This window comes from Dehalogenimonas sp. NIT-SK1 (genome assembly GCF_055384165.1).
In genome coordinates this window covers 455,843-470,219 of record NZ_AP042352.1, presented here as the reverse complement: position 1 = coordinate 470,219, position 14,377 = coordinate 455,843, and the positions used below count along the sequence as shown (strand labels likewise).

Genomic DNA, 14,377 nt, shown 5'->3' with positions numbered 1-14,377 from the left:
CTTCGCTCCCGCCGCTCCTGTCGGGTTTCATATTTGTTGTTATCATCTGTCACTAGATTTTATCTCCGGCTCGACAAGTTCTCGCTTCAGATCAATGATCCGGTCACGTAAAAGCGCCGCCCGTTCAAAGTCCATAACCTTTGCCGCCTTTTTCATCTGCGTTTCCAACTCGCGGGCCAGCCGCGCCAGTTCTTCTTTGGATAAAGGCGAGGTCCGGTAACTCTCATCCGGCTGCTCCGCCACAGCGGCTTCAGCAACCCTAACACGTTCTGTAATATCCTTAATCGCTTTACGTATACCCTGCGGTGTTATGCCGTGCTCTATATTATAAGCTTCCTGGATCTCCCGTCGGCGTTTTACTTCCGCTATAGCGCGCTCCATTGAACCGGTTATGGTATCGGCATACATGATAACCTTCCCATCAATATGCCTCGCCGCTCTGCCCATTGTCTGTATAAGCGCCCATTCGCTCCGTAGAAATCCCTCTTTATCAGCGTCAAGAATAGCCACCAGTGAAACTTCGGGCAGATCAAGCCCTTCCCGCAACAGGTTGATACCGACCACAACGTCATAAACACCCAACCGCAAATCGCGAAGGATTTCCACCCGCTCAATCGTATCAATCTCGGAATGCAGATATTGTGTCTTTATTCCAGCTTCGGTGATATATTCCGCCAGTTTTTCCGCCAGTTTTTTGGTTAAAGTTGTCACCAGGCAGCGTTCTTTTCGTTCCACACGCAGCTTAATCTGCTCCAGCAGATCGTCTATCTGACCAGTAGTCGGCTTTACTTCAATCACCGGCTCCAGCAACCCGGTAGGCCGCACCACTTGCTCAATTGTCTGCCGCGAATGTTCTTTCTCATAAGGTCCGGGTGTGGCGGAAACATAAATAGCCTGGTTCACCCGCTGTCTGAATTCAGAAAAATTCAAGGGCCGGTTATCCAGAGCTGAAGGCAGACGAAATCCATAATCGACCAGTATTTCTTTGCGGGCTCGGTCACCATTGTACATACCACGAATCTGGGGTAGCGACATATGGGATTCATCAACAAAAAGAATATAATCCTGAGGGAAATAATCAAGCAATGTCCAAGGGGAAGACCGTGCCGGACGTCCGGCCAGGTGCCGGGAATAATTCTCAACCCCGCTGCAATATCCCGCCTGCTGCAGCATTTCCAAGTCGTAATTGGTCCGTTGCTCTAATCTGGCTGCTTCCAATGCTTTACCGGCGCTTTTTAATTCAGCGGTACGTATATCCAGTTCGTTCTGTATACTCTCTATCGCCTTGGCCAATTTTTCCGGCGAGGTAACAAAGTGTTTGGCTGGATAAATATCCACCATGTTCAATTCCTCAAGCAACTCGCCGGTGAGCGGGTCAATCCGCAATATACGTTCAATCTCGTCACCAAAAAACTCAACCCTTAATGCCGTCTCTTCATAAGCCGGATGCAGCTCTAAGGTATCACCGCGAAGCCGGAACTTGGATCTTGAAAAATCCATGTCATTGCGTTCATATTGCATATTTACCAGTTTACGAATAACCTCATCCCGGCGATAACGGACACCCTTTTCCAGACTGAGAATGAATTGCATGTATTCTTCCGGTTCACCCAGGCCATAGATACAGGAAACTGAAGCCACGATAATAACATCACGGCGCGACAATAGTGCTCTGGTAGCCGCGTGTCGCAGCTTGTCTATCTCATCATTGATGTCAGCGTCTTTTTCAATATACATATCGCGCGCTGGCACATAGGCTTCCGGCTGATAATAGTCATAATAGCTGACAAAATACTCCACGGCGTTATGTGGAAAAAATTCCCGGAATTCCGCGTATAACTGGGCCGCCAGCGTTTTATTATGTGAAATAATCAAAGCCGGCCGGCCGGCGCTTGCGATAATATTAGCCATGGTGAAAGTCTTGCCGGAGCCGGTGACGCCCAGAAGTGTCTGATCCTCATAACCTGCTTTTAAACCACTGGTTAAGGCTGTCACCGCCTGTGGCTGATCACCCATCAGCCCAAAATCAGATATCAGTTTAAACTCATTCATTATTCAGATTATATAAGAGAAAAAACACAAAGGCGAATATTACTTGTCTCAACAGAAGGCCGTAATAATAAAAAAAGGTGGGAGAGATTGTTACCCTCTCCCACCTGAAAATCCGCCAATCCGTAAATCAGGCGTTCTTGCTGGAAGCCATCCGCCAACCGGAAATAGCCAGCAGAATAACACCGGGAAGACCTAGTATCAGGGCACCCATCCAGGCTGCCGTGAAATACATCTCTTCCAGGGTACCCACGTAGTGCTGAATAGCCATGAGAACCAGCAGAAGGCCTACTGCACCTACAAGCCAAACCCACCAGGCAGGCTTCAGGTCATTGCGTTTCAGCCAGTTGAACAACTGAACTATGCCCAGGGTAAGCACTACAGCTATCAGAATCCATAAGGGTGTTAATTCCATTTGATACTCCTTCTAAATTTCCGCTTGTATTTTCATTTTAGATAAACTTGGGATTAATGCCATACAGGTATTCCTGGTTATTCCACCATGATTCCGGAGATTTATTACCGTAATGCATGGTCTCTTCCATCTGAGCGAAGAATGAGTTGAAGATAGGGGTAACGGAAGAAGTTCCGGCCACAAAATCATGAATAAAACTGTAGCGGCCGGAGGCGTTAAACGGACAGAAAGCCATACAAGCAGTACAATTGGTGCAATTAACAGTATTGAGCCTCCAGCCCTTGAAACCAGTCGGACTGTAAGGCACCCCAGTTTCATTGGGATCATGTGGATCCCAAGAAGGATCTTCGTTTGACAAAGCCTCAAACAGGCAGAACTTGGAACAGGTCTTGCAGTTCAAGCAGAACCTGGAGATACCAGCATCAATTGGTTTGGTTGGTTCGAGGGGAATGTCGGTCAGCATGCGGCACATACCGCGAATCATCGAACCACGCTCTGGTGTCACCAGTACAAAAGACATGCGGGCGTGCTCACCAATTCCGGCCAAATTACCGAATGGATTGGATGAAGCCATCTGACCACTCCAAGCGTTGATACCGTGATAACCAATACCACGGATAAATTCCTGTAGCTGAACTGAGATAAAGGGCAACCGGCTGTATGCCAGGTTTGAAGCGCTGGAACCGAGCTGGGAAGGCTTACGCATATTGAGTTCGGTCGCTTCCTGGTGCGTCCAGGTAATCATGTATTTGAATCGGGGCGGTATTCGGTATTCGGTTTCCGTTTCGGCGAGTGTATCGTCATTAACGAAATTATAAGCCTTTCCGTTGGATTCCTTGGCGAAAATAAGCTTTTTCGTATTTTCATCCAGGACAGTCACACCAAAATCAGAGGCACCGAACAACTTAAAGGCGTGCCGCAGCATTTGAGTGTTCTCCTCAGGTGTGCCTTCCCAGCGAGCCATACCGCGGTCTTCCGGTGTAGAGGCTCTTTGGTAACCCATGAACATAGTCTTGCCAGCCGGGGAGTAATAGTCATAGAACCTCAAAGCACCGGTAGCACCGTTAATCGCCAGGTCACGGACGCTGTCTTTCTCCCAGTTGGGATCAGCATGATGAATGACTTCTTTCTGTAATTCATCATAGTGTTCCCGATTGTAAATAGCCTTGGGATGAGTGCTCCTGCGGTTGGGGAAAGTGGATATTTGGCTGCGGTCAGGACGTTGCACCTGGCTCCAGTCAATCTCCAGTGTGGCGGTCTGACCGTGGTCCAGCTCGGATACCCACCAGGGTCGCTTTAATTTACCGCCCGGCCCTGAAGTCGATCCTGAATTCGCGGCGACTTCATCCAGGTCATGAAAGGTCGGTGCCACTATTGCCGCGGCTCCGAGACCGGCTCCGGTCAATCCTAAGCCCTTCATGAAATCACGGCGTGATACTGTACTGTGATATTTAGTCATCTAGCAGATTCCTTCTTTAACTTTATTTATTCTTTCGCGGTCTTCCCCGCTGCCACCCGGTCTCTCCCGGAAGTCAAGAACCATAAATCCTCCTGTAAGTAATGTCGATAATAATTAACATTCTATATCATTACAATATGTATTGTACCGTGAAATATAAAATCACGCATCGTCCTAAAGGACTATAAGTTCTAAGCATTTCGTATACATACTTTAGTATATTTCTAAGCTACTTTTGTATATTATTGAGTATATAAACTGACCGATATTAGTCTGATATAATGTTATTTGCTGTGAACGCATTGAATAACAATTGGCGATATGAGGAGCTAGTAAATTCTTATGTAAAATATCTGCCCTCCTACCCGCCGGAATATATCAACTATCTCAAAAACCAGGGGCGATTGCCCAAGGACGCGGTTGTCACTGATATCGGAAGCGGTGTCGGTATCCTGGCTGAATTGATTTCACCTCATGTCAAAACCGTCCTGGCAGTAGAGCCGGATGAAAAAATGCGCTGGGCAGCGGCAGCTCACCAGTATGATACTGAAAACATTACCATCATCAATGGTTCGGCTGAAGACACTGGATTAGAATCCAACACCGTAGATCTGATCACAGTCGGGCAGGCATTTCACTACTTCGACATCACCAGTGCGCATACGGAGTTCCAGCGGATACTGAAACCTGGAGGAAAAGTCGCCCTGGCGTGGCATATCCGGCGAACCGATTATCCGTTTGGCCGGGAATATGAAGCCCTGCTAAAAACATACTGCCCCGGTTATCTCGGTACCGGTGGCCAATCCACGGCTACTTCGGTTTATCATCGCTTCTTTAAGAACGGCAACTTTGAATACCTGCTGTTCAAAAACCATCGCCTTATTGACCGGGAAACATTTATCGGCTACTCTCTTTCCATGCCTTTTACTCCAGTGCGGGAAGATGAAAATTTTACATGCTTTATTGATCAGCTCAGCGATATTTTCAAAAAATATTCCGAAAACGGAAAACTTGAAATTCAGGCCTATATCGAAAGTTATATAGGAGGAATTAAAATAACAGAATGAATGAAAGTTATAAACCAGTGGAATGGCTGGGTGATAGACTGATGATTCTTGACCAGACACGCCTTCCTCACCGTGAAATATATCTGGAACTGGCCAACCACCACCAGGTAGCAGAAGCTATTAAATCACTCAAGGTACGGGGAGCACCAGCCATTGGAGTAGCCGCTGCTTACGGTATTGCTTTAGGATCCCAGCAGATAGCAACTCATGAGTATAATGAGTTCATGATTCAGTACAAAAGCATTGTTGCTGAAATTGCCGCTACCCGACCCACCGCCCGCAACCTGTTTATGGCCGTTGAGCGTCTGAACGCTGCGGCAGAAATGGCTACTGAAGTGATAATTGCCAAAGAATCACTGGTTGCTGAGGCTGAAAAAATCCATACTGAAGAACTAGAATCAACCCTGCGAATTGTAGAAAACGGCTCGGGTTTGGTCAATGAAGGCGATACCATCATGACTCACTGCAACACCGGTCCCCTGGCCACCACCGGGTACGGTACAGCGTTGGGTGTTATCATTAAATCACACCAGCAGGGTAAACGAATACAGGTGCTGGTAACCGAAACCAGGCCATTATGCCAGGGCGCTCGACTGACCGCCTGGGAGCTTAAAAAGGAACATATACCGTTTAAGCTGATAACCGATTCCATGGCCGGTCACTTGATGAGTCAAACCAAAATAGATATGGTTATCGTTGGTGCCGATCGCATTGCCCGCAATGGTGACACCGCTAACAAAATAGGGACTTATACGCTGGCGGTGCTGGCTCAAGAAAACCGCGTCCCCTTCTACGTTGCCGCTCCCTCCAGTACTTTTGACAACCGGATTGCTACAGGTGAAGAAATTGTGATTGAGGAACGTTCACCGGATGAGGTCACCCATCAGGCCGGGAAACTGGTATCCCCCGCAAACACAGAAGCCCGAAATCCGGCATTCGACATTACTCCTGCCCGCTTCATCAAAGGTTTCATCACCGAAACAGGAATAAAGAAAGTTTAATATTCTATCTTATATAACAAAAGAGGAGGCATTGCAGCCTCCTCTTTTGTTAAGCGTTTTTTTACTTATAGTGATTGATTCCGGCTTCACCGGGGACACCGAATACCGGCAGCGGTGTATTCCAGAAGTCAGCCGGGTCCATCATGCCGTAGCCCATGAAGTCATCCATGGTCTTGAAGAAGCTGTTGAACAGCGGGGTGGTAGCCGACACAGCCTTGACTGTTTCATGGACACTGGCTTTGTCAAACTTGGTGAAAGTGCAGATGGCCAGGCAGCTGCCGTCGTTGCAGGAATCGGGCAGCATCTTGAAGGCACGGCACTTGCGGGTGTCTTCAAACCAGGCTTTTTTACCCGGGTTGTTCCATTCACCCTTGACTTCCCAATACGGCTCCTTCTCGTAGGAGATGGCGCCTTCGCCACAGACCTCAGCGCATTTCATGCAGGTCTTGCAGAAACGCTGGAAGCCGGCGTCAATGGGTTTCTCATCCGGCAGCGGCATATCGGTGACATAACGGAAGATACCGACAGTGCAGCCGTATTCGGTGGTGATGAAGCGGTTGTGGCGGCCAAGCTCGCCCAGGCCGGCAGCATCAGCAAACGCCGGGGCAATGCCGGTGCCGTTGCCGCCCTCTGACAGGCAGTGGTAGCCCAGTGATTTAACGAAACCCTGGACGCGGGCTTGTAGGTTCTGAGCGCGGCCGTAGCGAATCTGGGTCATCAGGGCGGTGGGGTTCATTTTCCACAGCAATTGCGATTCCTGGTTGACCACGGTGATGACCCACTTGCACTTGCGGGGGTAAATCTGTTCGTCAGAGGTTTCTGACGGTTCGTCAACATCGGCGAAGGTGTATTTCTGACGCATGTTAGGGCCGTATTCATACATGAACTTCATGGTGGTGTCCTCATGGAGTTCGGTGAAGCCGATCGACATGGCGCCGGAGAAACGGGCGAAAGAACGAATCATGGCCGCGTTCTCTTCCGGAGTACCGGTCCACTTGCTGCTGAAGCCTAACTTCTCATAAGATGAAGCGTTGGGTCCGATGAATGTATTAGACTCAACACCACGATTGGCATTGCTGGAAAAGGCATAGTCACGCAGGGCGTAGCCGGGTTTGGCCTCGGCGCGGTAGGCGGCTTCGGAGGCTGCCAGCTGGGCTTTACGGGCGTCCTGCTCTTCCTTGGTGAGATAGGTCAGCAGATATTCGCTGCCGCGGCCACGAGCGTTGCCTTCGCTGAATTTCTTCATCTGGGCCCAGTCAATTTCCGTGGTGCTCTTGTCGACCGATTTGGCCCACCAGGGTCTTGTGTAGGTCATACCCTGTGAGATAGCCTCGTCCAGGTCATTGAAGCTGGGGGCTACCAGGGCGGCGCCGCCGATACCGGCACCGGCCAGGCCGAGACCTTTCATGAAATCCCGGCGGGATACTGTCGTGTGATACTTGGACATTTAATTCTCCTTAATATTTAACTAATTTAGCTTGCGGTCTTGCCCGCCGTCATCCGGTCTCTCCCGGAAGTCATGATTATTTTTCACCTCCTAAATTATTCCCAACTCATCACTTGATATTATATGTATTCTACTTTAGTTGCTTTTATTATTAACTTTAGATGTTATTATAACCTACTTTTTAGTATTCTCATATACGCCATTAGACGTATTTATAATAATAGTTTACTTACTATTGCATAAGGTTTATTAATGCGAGGCGTAGCCTCCATTCAACTGGCATTCAAATATACTTGGTAATATAATTACCTGGATTTGTAGTATTTCTGGGGCATTATCCTGGGTTGTTCTGAGTTGAAAAGGAGGCATTTTTGAAAAAATTAAACACTGTTGAATTGGCTGTAATCGGCGGTACCGGACTTTACGATATTGAAGGCCTAACCGCAATCGAAGAAATAAATGTAAACACGCCATACGGTCCTCCCAGTGACTCTATTATTACCGGTACCCTTGAGGGTGTCCGGGTTGCCTTTCTTCCCCGGCATGGCCGCGGGCACCGCATTATGCCAACCGAAATTCCGGTGCGCGCCAATATCTGGGCCTTAAAAAGTCTGGGTGTAAAACGCATCATTGCCATCAATTCCGTCGGCAGCTTCAAAAAAGAAGTGGCACCGGGTCACTTGCTGATCCCTGACCAGTTGCTGGACCGGACAAGCCGGCGGATTAATACCTTTTTTGGCGAGGGTGTGACCGCCCATATCGGCTTCGCTGAACCATTTTGCCCTGAAATGAGAAATATTCTTGTCGAATCCGGCCGACAGGCCGGCGCAACAGTACACAAAAACGGCACCTATTTAGTCATGGAAGGGCCTGCCTTTTCCACCCGAGCCGAATCAAGACTGCATAAGAGCTGGGGTGTGGATGTAATCGGTATGACCGCCTTACCGGAAGCCAAACTGGCTCGGGAGGCCGAAATTTGCTATGGCATTATTGCCTGTTCCACTGACTACGATGCTTGGCATGAAGAGGAAACGCCGGTAACCGTTGATATGATTATTGCCACCCTCAAGGCTAATATGGAAATATCTAAGCAGATTATAAAACTGGCCGTAGGGAGGTTGCCTATTGACCAGAAATGCAGCTGCCCCAATGCCCTGGCGGGAGCTATCGTCACGGATCCAAAACTTATTACGCCGGAGCGCAGAGAGCAACTGGATTTGATCGCCGGCAAATACCTGGACAGTTAATTTCTCCGGCTCAAAATAACGATTGTTTCCCCGGCAATGCTTTTTATGGTTAAATAGAAGCAGTTTTACGCAATGGAGAATCAATGGCAGATACCGAATTTAATCTAACTCCAACCATGATAGGCAGTATGCCGCACCGTGATGCGGTAGCGGCCTGCAACTTGGTGTCTAAATACCTGACCGAATTACCGGTATGGCCGCAACTGCCGCAGCGTTCCAGCCGGGAATTGATGACCAATCAATACGCGGAAGGCTTTCCTGGTCTTGTTATAAATGACGAGGAAGCGGTTATGGACCGAGGTGCGGATTGGGAGCGGGAACTTGAAGCGTTATACGGAGCTTATATTGTTACCGATACTGAAAAATACGGCATCAGCAGGGAAGCCGCCGCTGGGTTTCACACTTTCCTGAATATTCACCCGCCGTCACCCAAAGGAGTGAAGGGACAGGTTGAAGGTCCGGTTAGCTGGGGATTGTCCATAAAGGACGAAACGGGAGGCTTGCTGATCTATGATGAAGTCCTGGCCGAGGCTGCTGCCAAATTGCTGGCGCTGAAAATAGCCTGGCAGGAACAACGGCTGTGCCGGATTTCAGAACGCACGATAATATTTCTGGACGAACCCGCGCTGACCGCCTACGGTTCAGCTTATCTACCCTTATCCAAGGAACGCATCCAGCAAATATTGACAGAAGTATTGAACGAGATTAAGGGCATAAAAGGCATCCATTGCTGCGGCAATACGGATTGGACTCTTTTAACGGATTTGAATCTTGATGTCATCAGTTTCGATGCCTACAATTACGCCTCTTCACTGGCACTGTATCCGCAGGAAATCAAGCGTTTCCTGGACCGCGGTGGTGCCATAGCCTGGGGGATTATCCCCAACACTGATAAACAAGTCAGTTCAGAAACCTCCGCCAGTTTGCAGGACCGCCTGGAAGACGCCATGGCGCCTTTCACCCATTTCGGCATCGATTTCCGCCATATGCTGCGGCATGGGTTGCTGACTCCCAGTTGCGGAATGGCTTATATGAGTGAAGAGGGCGCTGCTAGAGCTATAGAACTGACGGCAGACCTGTCTGCACGCATGAGAAGCCGATACCTGTAATACAGCGGCAGCTCAAATAAATCAAGGAGAACAAAAACCCGTATGAACAAAAAAAGGCGCATTGCTCAGCTCAAGCACAAAAAACGCAAGACTGTTCTTAAAGAAAGGGAAAGAGCCATACGTATGGCTGAAGGCGGGTATAAATCACCGTCCAAACCGGCTCGCACCAAGTATGAAATAGAAGAAACTGCTGCCGTCATACCGGCTGAAGAAACTAAACCCAAAACAACAGCCAAAATAAAGGCAACAGCCACGAAAAAAGCTGAAACCTCCAAGGAAGAGAAGAAACCAACCAAAGCCAAAAAGACAGTAGCCGAAGCTAAAACCGAAGCGGCCGAAAAAACAAAAAAGACAGCCAAAACCGATGACACTGAACCAACTGTGAAGAAAACGAAGACGGCTGCAAAGACCACTAAAACCAAAACCGGCACTGCTGCAACAGCCGAGGAAAAACCTAAAACAACCAGAAAAACGACCAAAAAAGCCGACACGGAATAATCTCGAATATATGAGCCAACTGCCAGAAATCATTGAATCCCTGCTGGACCCGGCGCAGTATTCGGAAGAAAAACTGGATAAAGTAGAGCTTATTCAGACCCAGATGTCATTCGTGCTGTTAACCAACCGGTTTGCTTACAAGATACGCAAACCGGTCAACTTGGGATATGTAGACTACTCTACCCTTGAAAAGCGCAGGTTTTTCAGTGAAAAGGAATTGAAGCTCAATCGCCGATTGTGCCCTGATACTTATCTGGAGCTTATAACAGTAAATAACGCTTCCGGTAAAATAAGTCTTGGCGGCACCGGTGAAATCATTGACTACGCCGTAAAAATGAAACGCCTGCCGGCTGACGGCATGATGGACCAGTTGCTGCGGCGCGACCAACTGACCCCCGACATGCTAGCCGCCGTTGCCCGCAAATTAGCTGAATTCCATACTGCTGCCGAAACCAACCAGCAAATAAACCAATTCGGCTCACTGAACTTAATCAGCAAGAATGTAGCTGAAAATTTTGAGCAGAGCCGACCTTATATTGGGCGGGCACTGAGTGAGCATCAGTTTGAGAAGCTCGATAAATATTTTGAACATTTCCTGGAGAATAACCAATCCTTGTTCGAGCGCCGTGTCTACGGCGGACATATCCGGGACTGCCACGGTGATTTACATTCAGCTCATGTCAATTTTAATAAAGATGCGATCTGCGTCTTTGACTGTATTGAATTCAATGACCGCTTCCGTTACGGTGATACCGCCTCAGAGGTAGCTTTCCTTGCCATGGACCTGGACCGGCACGGGCGGGCTGACCTGCGGCGTAATTTTGTTGCTGAGTACAGCCGAAGCAGTGGGGATAATGGTCTTGCGGACTTGCTCCGTTTTTACCAGACATACCGGGCCCATATCAGGGCTAAAGTAGCCTGCTTCAAACTTGACGATCCGTTTGTGCCGGAAGCGGAAAAAAACACTGAACGGGAAAAAGCTGAGGGCTATTTTAATCTGGCCGTTTCATACACCATGACGCGCCCACAACTGTTTATCACCTCAGGTCTTACCGGCTGCGGCAAATCAACTCTGGCAACTGAATTAACCCACCACCTGGGCTTGACTCATATTTCTTCCGACATTATTCGCAAAAAACTGGCCGGATTGACCCCGGATGATGCCACCGGAACAGATATAAACAGCGGAATTTATACCCCTGAAATGACGGATAAAACCTATTCCGCGCTGATAGATGAAGCCGGGCGGGTGCTTTCCCAGGGGGATTCGGTTATTCTAGACGCTACTTTTTTGAAGCACGCAGACCGGAAAAAAGCATTGGAAATGGCCCAGAAGTACCACACTGAACCCATGGTTATAGAATGCCGACTGAATAAGGACATCAACAAAAAACGCCTTGAACGACGCAGGTATGAAAACACCTCGTCTGACGGAAACTGGAGTGTGTATCTGAGCCAGGAATCCCTGGCTGAGCCGGTCTTAGAACTGCCAATTGGCCGTAATCATGTTATAATTGACACACAAAAACCGGTGATTGAAAACCTGCGTTTCATAATCAGCCGCCTTTATGGAGATTAGTTAAAGCCATATTAAAGAAAGAAAGGTTACACATGCTGTCAGAATCAGATATAAAAGACCCGGGGCTAGCCCCAGCCGGGAAAGAGCGTATCGCCTGGGCGGGACGCGAAATGCCGGTGCTCAAACTTATCACCGAAAGATTTGAAAAAGAAAAACCCTTTAAGGATATCCGAATTGCCGCCTGTCTTCATGTGACTACCGAAACGGCCAACCTCGCCCTGACCTTGAAAGCCGGCGGAGCCGAGTTGGTGTTATGCGGATCCAACCCTCTATCAACTCAGGATGACACCGCCGCAGCATTGGCCAGCTATGGCATACCCACTCACGCTATAAAGGGTGAGGATGACACAACTTATTATAAGCATATTATGTCGGCAATTGACGTCAAACCGAACCTGACCGTGGACGATGGCGCCGACCTGGTTACCACACTTCACACTAGACGTACCGAAGCTTTAGATGAAGTAATCGGGGGCACTGAAGAAACAACTACCGGTGTTATCCGATTGCGGGCTATGGCTGCGGATGGAGAATTAAAATATCCCATAATGGCGGTTAATGACGCCAAAACCAAGCACCTGTTTGACAACCGCTATGGCACCGGACAGAGCACGCTTGACGGCATTACCAGGGCTACTAATGTACTTTGGGCCGGCAAAAAAGTGGTGGTTGTCGGTTACGGCTGGTGCGGTCACGGCGTCGCCATGCGCGCCCGGGGCATGGGGGCCCATGTAATTGTTGTTGAAGTAGATTCGGTCCGCGCTCTCGAAGCCGTAATGGATGGTTTCGCCGTTATGCCGATGCGGCAGGCTGCCGCTTCCGGTGATATCTTTATCACCGTCACCGGTGACAAGCACGTCATTGATACTGGCGACTTTTCCGTGATGAAAAGCGGCGCCATCCTGGCCAACTCCGGCCACTTTAACTCAGAGATCAATCTCCCTGGCCTGGAAGCCGCGGCAAAAAATAAACGCAACCTGAAACCGTTTGTTGATGAATACACTCTAGATGGAGACCGCAAGATTTATCTTCTGGGTGAAGGCAGATTGATCAACCTGGCCGCTGCCGAAGGTCACCCCGCCAGCGTCATGGATATGAGTTTTGCCAATCAGGCACTGGGGCTGGAATACCTGGTTAAAAAACGGGGTGGACTTGAACCCGGCGTTTACCCGGTTCCTAATGATATTGATAACAACGTCGCCGACCTTAAATTAAAAAGCCTGGGTGTTTCCATTGACACCCTGACGCCGGAACAACAAAAATACCTTTCAAGCTGGCATGAAGGAACTTAGGAGGCAGTATGCTGAGTTGCATGGATTCTGAAAAATATCTCTTTACCTCGGAATCGGTCACCGAAGGACATCCGGATAAAATGTGTGACCAGGTTTCCGACGCGGTACTGGATGCCATTATCGCCAGAGACCCCTATGCCAGGGTAGCCTGTGAAACGGCGGTAACCAACGGTCTTATTTTTATCTTGGGGGAAATAACTACCGGAACATACGTTGAAATACCTGAACTGGTTCGCAGAGTGGTGGAAGATATCGGCTACACAAAGCCGGAATATGGTTTTGACCACCAGTCATGCGGCGTTATGGTATCTATAAATAAGCAATCGCCGGATATTGCCCTCGGTGTCGGTCAATCAGCTGAATCTAAAGCCGGCTCCCAGGATCCTCTGGACGCTGTCGGTGCCGGTGACCAGGGAATGATGGTCGGCTACGCCTGCAGGGAAACGGATGAGTTGATGCCACTGCCTATTGCTTTGTCTCACCGTCTGACCCGTAAGCTGGCCATGGTGCGCAAGGAAGGAATTATCCCCTATCTTCGACCAGACGGTAAAAGCCAGGTAACCGTAGAATACCGGCGGGGTAAGCCAGCCCGTATTGAAACAGTAGTTATCGGTGCCCAGCATGACGACGTTTCCCAGGCGAAAATCTACGAAGACATCGTCTATCAAGTTATCAAACCCATTATCCCTGCTGATCTCCTGGACGACAAAACCAACTTCTTTGTCAACACTACCGGTCGATTTATCGTCGGCGGTCCGGCTTCAGATACCGGATTTACCGGGCGTAAAATACTGGTCGACACTTACGGCGGAATCGCCCGTCACGGCGGCGGAGCTTTCTCCGGTAAAGACCCCACCAAAGTAGACCGATCAGCCGCTTACATGGCTCGTTATGTCTCCAAAAATATTGTAGCTGCTGGATTGGCTGACCAAGTGGAAATGCAGGTCGCCTATGCTATAGGAAGAGCCAAGCCTTTATCTGTATCACTGGAGACTTTCGGTACCGGCAAAGTCAGCCAGGAAAAATTAATGGAACTGGTTGAAAAACACTTTGATTTACGGCCGGCGGCAATAATTGAAAATCTTGACCTGCGAAGACCCATCTATCGACAGACAGCGGCGTATGGCCACTTCGGACGTACTGACATAGATCTGCCCTGGGAGCACACTGATAAAGCCGCGAATTTGAAAAAGGACGCCGGCATATAACAACAA

12 protein-coding genes are annotated in these 14,377 nt (G+C 48.9%); 8 read left to right on the top strand and 4 right to left on the bottom strand.

Annotated features, from left to right (window positions below):
* Window positions 1–42: 42 nt before the first annotated feature.
* The 3 genes from uvrB to ACZ48S_RS02520 all read right to left on the bottom strand — a co-directional run bounded on the left by uvrB (window position 43) and on the right by ACZ48S_RS02520 (window position 3,923).
* Window positions 43–2,052, bottom strand: coding sequence for an excinuclease ABC subunit UvrB (gene uvrB, locus ACZ48S_RS02530; protein ID WP_464213752.1), 2,010 nt, complete (start codon window positions 2,050–2,052; stop codon window positions 43–45).
* A gap of 127 nt (window positions 2,053–2,179) precedes the next feature.
* A complete protein-coding gene (locus ACZ48S_RS02525; RefSeq protein WP_464213750.1) occupies window positions 2,180–2,464 on the bottom strand; it encodes a dehalogenase in 285 nt (94 codons plus the stop codon).
* A 37-nt stretch (window positions 2,465–2,501) separates the two neighbouring features.
* Entirely contained in the window at window positions 2,502–3,923 is a 1,422-nt protein-coding gene (locus ACZ48S_RS02520; RefSeq protein WP_464213748.1) for a reductive dehalogenase, read from the bottom strand.
* A gap of 302 nt (window positions 3,924–4,225) precedes the next feature.
* Between ACZ48S_RS02520 and ACZ48S_RS02515 the strand changes: the two genes are divergently transcribed.
* Both ACZ48S_RS02515 and mtnA read left to right on the top strand, forming a co-directional pair.
* Entirely contained in the window at window positions 4,226–4,990 is a 765-nt protein-coding gene (locus tag ACZ48S_RS02515) for a class I SAM-dependent methyltransferase (RefSeq protein WP_464213746.1), read from the top strand.
* The gene (mtnA, locus tag ACZ48S_RS02510) at window positions 4,987–5,991 is read left to right on the top strand and encodes an S-methyl-5-thioribose-1-phosphate isomerase (protein ID WP_464213744.1); all 1,005 of its coding nucleotides are present in this window, start codon (window positions 4,987–4,989) and stop codon (window positions 5,989–5,991) included. The genes ACZ48S_RS02515 and mtnA overlap by 4 nt, the downstream gene beginning before the upstream one ends.
* 61 nt (window positions 5,992–6,052) lie before the next feature.
* Here mtnA and ACZ48S_RS02505 read toward each other — a convergent pair whose 3' ends face one another.
* On the bottom strand, window positions 6,053–7,438 hold the full coding sequence (locus ACZ48S_RS02505; RefSeq protein WP_464213742.1) for a reductive dehalogenase: 1,386 nt from the start codon (window positions 7,436–7,438) through the stop codon (window positions 6,053–6,055).
* A gap of 371 nt (window positions 7,439–7,809) precedes the next feature.
* Here ACZ48S_RS02505 and mtnP point away from each other — a divergent pair, with 371 nt between their 5' ends.
* From mtnP to metK, 6 genes are all read left to right on the top strand, one after another.
* Window positions 7,810–8,685, top strand: coding sequence for an S-methyl-5'-thioadenosine phosphorylase (gene mtnP / locus ACZ48S_RS02500; RefSeq protein ID WP_464213740.1), 876 nt, complete (start codon window positions 7,810–7,812; stop codon window positions 8,683–8,685).
* Between the two features lie 83 nt (window positions 8,686–8,768).
* Window positions 8,769–9,794: a uroporphyrinogen decarboxylase/cobalamine-independent methonine synthase family protein gene (locus ACZ48S_RS02495; protein ID WP_464213738.1), complete on the top strand. Its 1,026-nt coding sequence runs from the start codon at window positions 8,769–8,771 to the stop codon at window positions 9,792–9,794.
* A 42-nt stretch (window positions 9,795–9,836) separates the two neighbouring features.
* Complete coding sequence (locus ACZ48S_RS02490) at window positions 9,837–10,292, top strand: hypothetical protein (protein ID WP_464213736.1); 456 nt, start codon at window positions 9,837–9,839, stop codon at window positions 10,290–10,292.
* Between the two features lie 10 nt (window positions 10,293–10,302).
* The gene (locus tag ACZ48S_RS02485) at window positions 10,303–11,871 is read left to right on the top strand and encodes a bifunctional aminoglycoside phosphotransferase/ATP-binding protein (protein ID WP_464213734.1); all 1,569 of its coding nucleotides are present in this window, start codon (window positions 10,303–10,305) and stop codon (window positions 11,869–11,871) included.
* 35 nt (window positions 11,872–11,906) lie between these two features.
* Window positions 11,907–13,163 carry an adenosylhomocysteinase gene (locus tag ACZ48S_RS02480; RefSeq protein WP_464214528.1) on the top strand — a complete coding sequence of 419 codons (1,257 nt, stop codon included), beginning with the start codon at window positions 11,907–11,909 and terminating at the stop codon, window positions 13,161–13,163.
* Between the two features lie 20 nt (window positions 13,164–13,183).
* A complete protein-coding gene (gene metK / locus ACZ48S_RS02475) occupies window positions 13,184–14,371 on the top strand; it encodes a methionine adenosyltransferase (protein ID WP_464213732.1) in 1,188 nt (395 codons plus the stop codon).
* The last annotated feature ends 6 nt before the right edge of the window (window positions 14,372–14,377 follow it).

Excerpts from the sequence above, each read along its gene's own strand:
- uvrB (WP_464213752.1), bottom strand. The coding sequence starts at position 2,052 with ATGAATGAGTTTAAACTGATATCTGATTTTGGGCTGATGGGTGATCAG.
- ACZ48S_RS02525 (WP_464213750.1), bottom strand. The coding sequence starts at position 2,464 with ATGGAATTAACACCCTTATGGATTCTGATAGCTGTAGTGCTTACCCTG.
- ACZ48S_RS02520 (WP_464213748.1), bottom strand. The coding sequence starts at position 3,923 with ATGACTAAATATCACAGTACAGTATCACGCCGTGATTTCATGAAGGGC.
- mtnA (WP_464213744.1), top strand. The coding sequence starts at position 4,987 with ATGAATGAAAGTTATAAACCAGTGGAATGGCTGGGTGATAGACTGATG.
- ACZ48S_RS02505 (WP_464213742.1), bottom strand. The coding sequence starts at position 7,438 with ATGTCCAAGTATCACACGACAGTATCCCGCCGGGATTTCATGAAAGGT.
- ACZ48S_RS02495 (WP_464213738.1), top strand. The coding sequence starts at position 8,769 with ATGGCAGATACCGAATTTAATCTAACTCCAACCATGATAGGCAGTATG.
- ACZ48S_RS02490 (WP_464213736.1), top strand. The coding sequence starts at position 9,837 with ATGAACAAAAAAAGGCGCATTGCTCAGCTCAAGCACAAAAAACGCAAG.
- ACZ48S_RS02485 (WP_464213734.1), top strand. The coding sequence starts at position 10,303 with ATGAGCCAACTGCCAGAAATCATTGAATCCCTGCTGGACCCGGCGCAG.
- metK (WP_464213732.1), top strand. The coding sequence starts at position 13,184 with ATGGATTCTGAAAAATATCTCTTTACCTCGGAATCGGTCACCGAAGGA.